Below are 230 nucleotides of genomic sequence, written 5' to 3' on the forward strand. Positions count from 1 at the left end.
CGGAGCTTCAAACTCTTCCTGCTCCTCCTGTGACCAGTTCTCGCCTGAGCGTTCAATCTGGTTACGACGAACCGTCGACAACGTCATCGCCGCCTGCGGACCGCCCATGACGGAAATGCGAGCATTCGGCCACATCCAGAGGAAGCGCGGCGAATATGCGCGACCACACATGGAGTAATTACCGGCGCCGAACGCACCACCGATGACAACGGTGAACTTGGGCACGCGGG

At 60.0% G+C, this 230-nt stretch carries 1 protein-coding gene; it reads right to left on the reverse strand.

The annotated features are described in order from the left end of the window. The coding region (locus QP752_RS11370; protein WP_284805560.1) for a carboxyl transferase domain-containing protein at window positions 1-230 on the reverse strand (230 nt) is incomplete at both ends.

Origin of the sequence: Corynebacterium sp. UMB10321, assembly GCF_030228725.1 — a bacterium.
Taxonomy (GTDB): Bacteria; Actinomycetota; Actinomycetes; order Mycobacteriales; family Mycobacteriaceae; genus Corynebacterium; species Corynebacterium pseudogenitalium.